We start from the raw sequence: 6,356 nt of genomic DNA, 5'->3' as shown, positions 1-6,356 counted from the left end.
TTTGCCCGCCAGGTTTCTGCAAGAAACCCGGAAAAAACCTACTTGCCAGAAGCTGAAAACGTCTATTTTAAGCACAATCGATTATGGCAACATAAGGGTCAGTTTGAGTTTATTCCAACTCTGAAAACACCATCCCATATCGGCATTGTATACAGAGGCGATTCGAGACCTCCGGAAACCATCTTCAAAACAGGATTTAATCGAAAATCAGATGATTCGGATTCAATTAACGATAATGACTTCCTTGAAGCTTTGCTGAATACGAAATTGAGCCCCTATCATCTAACATATGGACTATGCATTGGCAACTGCCAATTGGTGAATGACTCACAAAATAACATCATCAATACCAGCCGCAACATTGCGGTCGCAACTTGGTTCCCATGGTTTTCATCGCAGCATGAGACGGACGACTTGCCTGAGCCTTGGGAGGAAGACAGCACCTATGTTTATCAGTGTTATGTCAATACCGGTATCGACATTTGCAAAACAGCTGCAGATCTGACGGGAGGGGGGCTACACACTACTTCTATCACGTCTGCAGAAGAAGTACTCACGACAGGCATACCTCCTGAACATATAGTGAGTTCATGGCCGGTTAAACGAACGGTCTTTGATGCCGGGCGTCATTATATGTACGGTTTAAAAACCAGAATTCAGGAAAAAATAGAAAACCCTCACACTGATCAATGTGTAAAAACATTTACAGAAGCATTTCGGCCACCTTTGGATCCAATACATCGTAACCATTCAATTTCGTTAAGCATAGGCGCACATTTTGGAATAGTTACTGACCAGGAGGATGATGAGCTGTCATGAGGGCATTGCTCATAAGCTACCTGACATGACCTGAGTACCAGGCTGGGATTAGCTCACTCCCTGATACCATCCTCATACAGACTTCGGAATTCCGGCGGGGAAATACCGAAGTCTGCCCTCACGAAAACCAGAACAGTTAATCCTTTGCTTATCATTGTTTAAAAAACATATGCAACAAAGGAACTTTACTGAAATAAAGCAATCTATACCTTCAATCAGACAAGAATTACTTGTTTTGCCCTGAACATGACGTTTATATATTAAGGAGAATCACGATGTCACTCCCTGTTTCCAATCATTGCGCCATACTCCATGGTGGATCTGGCACTGTGCCAGAACAATCCACAAAATTGGACAAGAAAAAACAATGGGGTCGCCGAGAAGTAAGAGAAAACGCCCCCCTCCAAAAAACCAGTAAGAAAAATACGGCTGCAATCCATGGCAAAAAATTCACTGCTATGTCGATAACAGAACGTTTTGTTTTTGCTCTTGGTCTTTTTTCAGGTTTACAGAGTGTGTCTGCAAAAGGCAATGGAAAAAGTGACACGTGCAGTATGGCATCCCCAACAACAGCTGAACTCAACACTTGCCCAAAAGCTGGCTTTTCAGAATGGGTCGCAAAATTACAGGAAACAGGCCGAAAAGATGATGCACAGAAGGCGTGTCTGGCAGATACGTGCTCAGCCCCCAAAGAAACCATCCACAAAAAAAAATCAGCGCCTGAAAGAGAAAGTCAGTCTCAATCCTGTCAGAAACCAACCCTGATGGAACAGATCGGTCCAGCGGACAGAATGACCGGTGTTTATAAAAAATCAGACGAGACCAGTCTGGTCCTTGGTATTAAGAACCCTGAAACAGTTCCTGTCATAAAAAAATATAAAGACCTCGTCCGTATGGAGTCCAAGGCGTTAGAGTTAAAAAAGATTCTGGAACAGACTAACCAATACATCAAAATACACAACAATGATTTCGGAATGCTTGTTTATGATCATAAGCAATTTACTGTTCTAAAAAAGTATGATCTCTTTCCTTTAAGCCCCTGCATGAAAGGCCTGTTTGATGAACTCGACAGCTACGATACGGCATTAAAAGAAATTTTCATGTATCAGAAAGAATCCGGAGATTATCAAGCCTATGCTAAAGAACTGGACGAATTAATAAAAGGACGCAGGACTGTATGTGTAGGCTTATTACGATCATTAAAAAGCAAATTTAATGATTTAGAAAGACAGACATCAACTGCATTAAAAGTTAATAGTGATCGCAAAAAAGAGGATATTCTGCAGCACAGAAAATACATTGATTCCCAGATTAAAAAATCAGAAGCCATTCTTAGCTCTGTAGAAATAAAAAAAATGTTCCGTCAATGCATGAAGGATCGTCAAGATTGCCTCAACGAGCAAAAGTGGACTGAAGCCAGGGAGCTTGCTGAAAGAGTCAGAGCCAGGAGAGAAGCAAACAAGAAAAGCTATGGTATGAAGTTACTTAATTTACTGTCTGTAACTTACTTAGTATCTTGTCTGAGCCTGATAGGTTCTTCGCTTGCATTGATTCCTTTGCCAAGAAAAATAACCCGTTACTTCGCCGCCAGAAAAAAAATAGACACTAGTCGCATATTAGAAAAAATAATCAGAACCGAGAAACTGAAGATGCCAGTGGACATCAAAAAATCTATGGATAAGTGCGACACTGCTGAAGACGCAGCGATTTCAAGCAAGACCAGCATCAAGTTGAATCTGTACCCCAACGACTGGGAACACGTGTCTTTACCAAACTATCATGACTTTAAGCAAATCAGGAAAAATAAGCGACCCAAACAAAATATTGGAGCAATAGCTAAAATCAAGGATATCGTTATGCCAAAAGACGAGCTGCCTGTGAGGCCGTGGAAAGAGGATATACCGATAAACCACCAATGCATCAGGCCAATTTACAAAAGAGGTTTTACCCCATCCGGTAAAGAAACGGATACAAAAAACATCGTTGCCTATGCCTATTTTGATCCTTCATCAGATGCAATCAAAAGTACAATATCCGATGATGCCATTGAAAAAATGCAAAGCATTCATGAAACAGGCCGTTATGCGCCCCATGAAAGAGGCGCTACAGGCTACAAATGCTTTAGATATAAGGATGTGCCATTGTGGGAGTTTAAAGTGGCTGGAGATGAACGGGTATACGGCTTAACGATTCAAGCAAATGAGGAAGGTAGACAAGCGGGTGTTGCTCCCCTGGTTATATTCGACACGATATTGAATAAGAAATTATAAGCGCCAACCGGCTCTTACATTGCACTTATTGCATTAATCCAGCATACAGTGAGTTACAAATCGAATTCAAATTCACGCTACTTGAAAACTCTATGGCAATTTCTGTCAACTCATCGGATTTGAGCACAAGCGCGTTACTGGCGTTGAATGCCTCCCGCAAGTAGGCATTATTAACAGATGTCTGAAACGCGTCAGGGTTATCAATTGCAGACATCATGGCATAAAGCTCCTCAGGCGAGGATGGATCATAAGCGCCACATCTGTCCCTGACCGTATCGTGAGCCTCAATGGAAGCACCAACCCAACAATACGTTAAGCAGCCGCCTTTCGAGTGCGTCACTTCATACAGGTAATGCGCGAAGGCTTGACGAATCGCCCGCTTGCATATGTCTTTTAAGTCCCGGAAAAGCTTTTGCTCCTCATGTGACAATTCAAGGCGATCAAGAATAGGTCCATATTCGTTTTTGATATCATTCTCATTTTTCTGTTCTTCTTTTTGAAATCGAGATCGCTGATGAGGAGGCAGTGATTTAACGTAGCCTGGAAGAGAATTGGTTCTATCCAATAATGTTCTTATCTCACAGATTCTCAGAGCATGGATGTATTCTTCATATTTTGCATCATATTGATTGGATTTTTCCATTAGGTACGTCAAGTCGAAGTTTTTCTCAACGCTTAGCTGAAACAGGGCCTCGGTCTTTTCATGAATCACTCCTTTATACCAGAAAGGTTTCCCCATGATAATCACCGGACGGTGGTTCGCTTTGCCCGAGGTTAACTGCTTAAATGCAGGATAGTGCACCAACATACGCTCTATATTCGGAATGCCCTCAGGTTGGTCCGTCCAGGCAGCTTGTATAGATGAGCGTTTAATTTTATCTTCAAGGGATGGCGAAAACCCATCATGACAATGAGTCACGAATAAGGTCTCCCCTTCTTTCATTTGGAAGCTTTCATAAGCCAACCGCCATATCCGTCTACTTTTTTCTCTGGACAATAACACCCTGTACCACTTTTTCAGGCAATGGGCGGCTTTAACCTTCAGTTCATCGACCGCTTCCAGAGACACCAATAGTCCGTGAAGAGCACAGTTCAACATACCGTTATTCTCATAGGTCGGCAGTGGGTCCAGCCAACCCGATTCCATGGCTTCACGGGCAAAGTGGATAAACGAAGACTTGGCCAGGTCACTGTCTTGCTGCAATATGCGCAGTATTGAACTCAACCACAGGTGAGGGCTTGCTCCAGCCTGATCAATCATTTTTGAATAGAGAGACTTGAGGAGTTCAGTGACCTGATCTTCATCACTGACGGCTAATATCTGTTTTACTGCCTCCGGCATTGGTGCGGGTTTACAGTAGCTCGAATACACAGGGCTGATCAATGCCATCTCTTCCTCGCCCAATGCTTTTGTCTCCAGAGACTGTATCAGTGAGACGCCCATGGAAAGACCGGTTAAATCTTTTCTCTCCCAAAGGTTATTTATTATATTGGTGATTCTCAGATTTGTTGCTGGCCATGCACTGTTTCTATCAAGGGCTTTGTTCAGTTGTTCCAGGCTCATACCGCAGGCTTCAGCCAGAGCATGCTGTTGTGCTGAATCAGCATCTTTCAGAAGATCTTTCAGGAGAGCATTAATATTCTTTGACACATTGCTGAAACCACCGACGTTCCTGGTGGGCAGGAAGTCATGGGTGATTGCGATCAAAGGTGCCGGTGCCCCACCCAAATCCACCGATTCCCAGGTTTGGCCTCCATCCGCGGAATACTCGGCAAAGGCGTGGATAAAGCTCTGAATTTGCCGACATGGAATCCCGAAGTAACGACAAAAAGCAACAAAAACAGGCACACGATGACGACAGCTACCTTGTCGTTGTGTTACGAGGAATTTAAAGAAATTGACACCGTCCTCCGGTGCCGTCTCACCGGTAAACAGTTTGCAATAGTGTTTGATCGCTTCAATGCGTTGCATCGTGTCGTCAGTGTTTTTTATTGTCAGCAAAAGCGCCTTTATTTCGGGTGGGTGTATTTCGGTTGGGTGTTGGTCACTAATGGTCTCAAACAGTTCGTCCAGTACGGCTTTCATACCTTCTGAGCAGCGGGTGTCTGAACGGGTTGATTGTTCTGAACAGGCTTCTCTGAAAGGTATTATTCTGTCCGGCTCTCTCGGTTCTACGACATAGGCACATTGAATACTCCGGATGTCCCCGGCCCTGCGAAGAGTCAGTGTATGAAGCCCGGTGTATACGTCCCTGGTCAGGATAAATGGCAAATCGGGTTTAATACTCAAGGCCACGATGTAGTCGTCAGGCGTCAGGCTGGGCAAGGCATATAGACCATTGTGCGATGACATGCACAGAGTCGCCAGCGTTCCGCTGGCTAAAGTCATTTCCCGGGCATGTTCTGGTAATGGGTCCGGGATCAGTACATCGTACCCCTGAATGTGTTGATCAGCCATCTCGGTCAGCTTGATTTCACCCTCAGCAGTCACATCAATATCCTTTGCCCTCCAACGATACATTGCGGAAGGAAAGTCTTGCGTATTAAAAACTTTATAATCCTTAACATCTGGTATCGCCCGATGCTCAAAGTTCGTTCTCCGGTCTAATGTATTACGCTCTTTCCCGTGAACCATTGGGATGTATTGTTCAGAACCCTCAACCCAATGGTTCTGCACATCACTTATCTGATGCCAGAACGCAGGCCACAATCGAACCGCATTGGAGTTCCATGCGCTTATCCGCTGATCAACCTCCCGAAGATAAGGTTGGGAAGGCGATAATTCCAGCGTTTGTTTTTCTTCTTCCGTCAGAGGAAACACGCAATTGGCGTCCACGCCAGTCTGACCATACTCACGATCAAACCAGCTTTGCTGCCAGTATCGATAAAGTGCCCGGGTGAGCGTATCGTCGGACGGGTCCGGCTTCAGGGAAAGACCGGACGCCTGCCACCTGGCCTGAGCAACCCTACTGATTATTTCCGTTCTGGCTTTCTCTCCATCCGGATCAGCCTTAATACGAATTTCATGGCGTTTTTCATCGATACTGTTGAGATTACTGCGTCGTATTAACCACGGACGATCAATGCCCGGTAGCGTTTGGTTGAACCATTTGCAAAGTCCAGAATCAAGCTCCCCCCTGCTCGTGTTAAAAGCCATGTTAAGAGCCGTGGCATGAGCCGGTGACTCTGGCAGTGCCTCCAGCGATATCTTTGCGGCCATCAGATAAAGCCGGTAGTGCTGATTGAGGCATTGATGAAGTCCTTCTT

General features: G+C 44.6%; 3 protein-coding genes. 2 read left to right on the top strand and 1 reads right to left on the bottom strand.

Going from position 1 to position 6,356, the window contains the following annotated elements; genetic code table 11:
• Both KDK19_RS21200 and KDK19_RS21195 read left to right on the top strand, forming a co-directional pair.
• Positions 1 to 819 (top strand): hypothetical protein (locus tag KDK19_RS21200; protein ID WP_257292890.1); only part of this gene is annotated, 819 nt, incomplete at its 5' end.
• A 329-nt stretch (positions 820 to 1,148) separates the two neighbouring features.
• On the top strand, positions 1,149 to 3,089 hold the full coding sequence (locus tag KDK19_RS21195) for a hypothetical protein (RefSeq protein ID WP_257292889.1): 1,941 nt from the start codon (positions 1,149 to 1,151) through the stop codon (positions 3,087 to 3,089).
• A gap of 25 nt (positions 3,090 to 3,114) precedes the next feature.
• On the opposite strand, the gene KDK19_RS21190 is transcribed toward KDK19_RS21195, so the two are convergent.
• Positions 3,115 to 6,356, bottom strand: a 3,242-nt coding sequence (locus KDK19_RS21190; protein WP_257292888.1) for a transglutaminase-like domain-containing protein, incomplete at its 5' end; no start/stop codon positions are given.

This window comes from Endozoicomonas sp. ONNA1 (assembly GCF_024606325.1).
Classification (GTDB): domain Bacteria; phylum Pseudomonadota; class Gammaproteobacteria; order Pseudomonadales; family Endozoicomonadaceae; genus Endozoicomonas_A.
The sequence above is the reverse complement of the archived record's forward strand: the minus strand, read 5'-3'. Positions and strand labels throughout refer to the sequence as shown.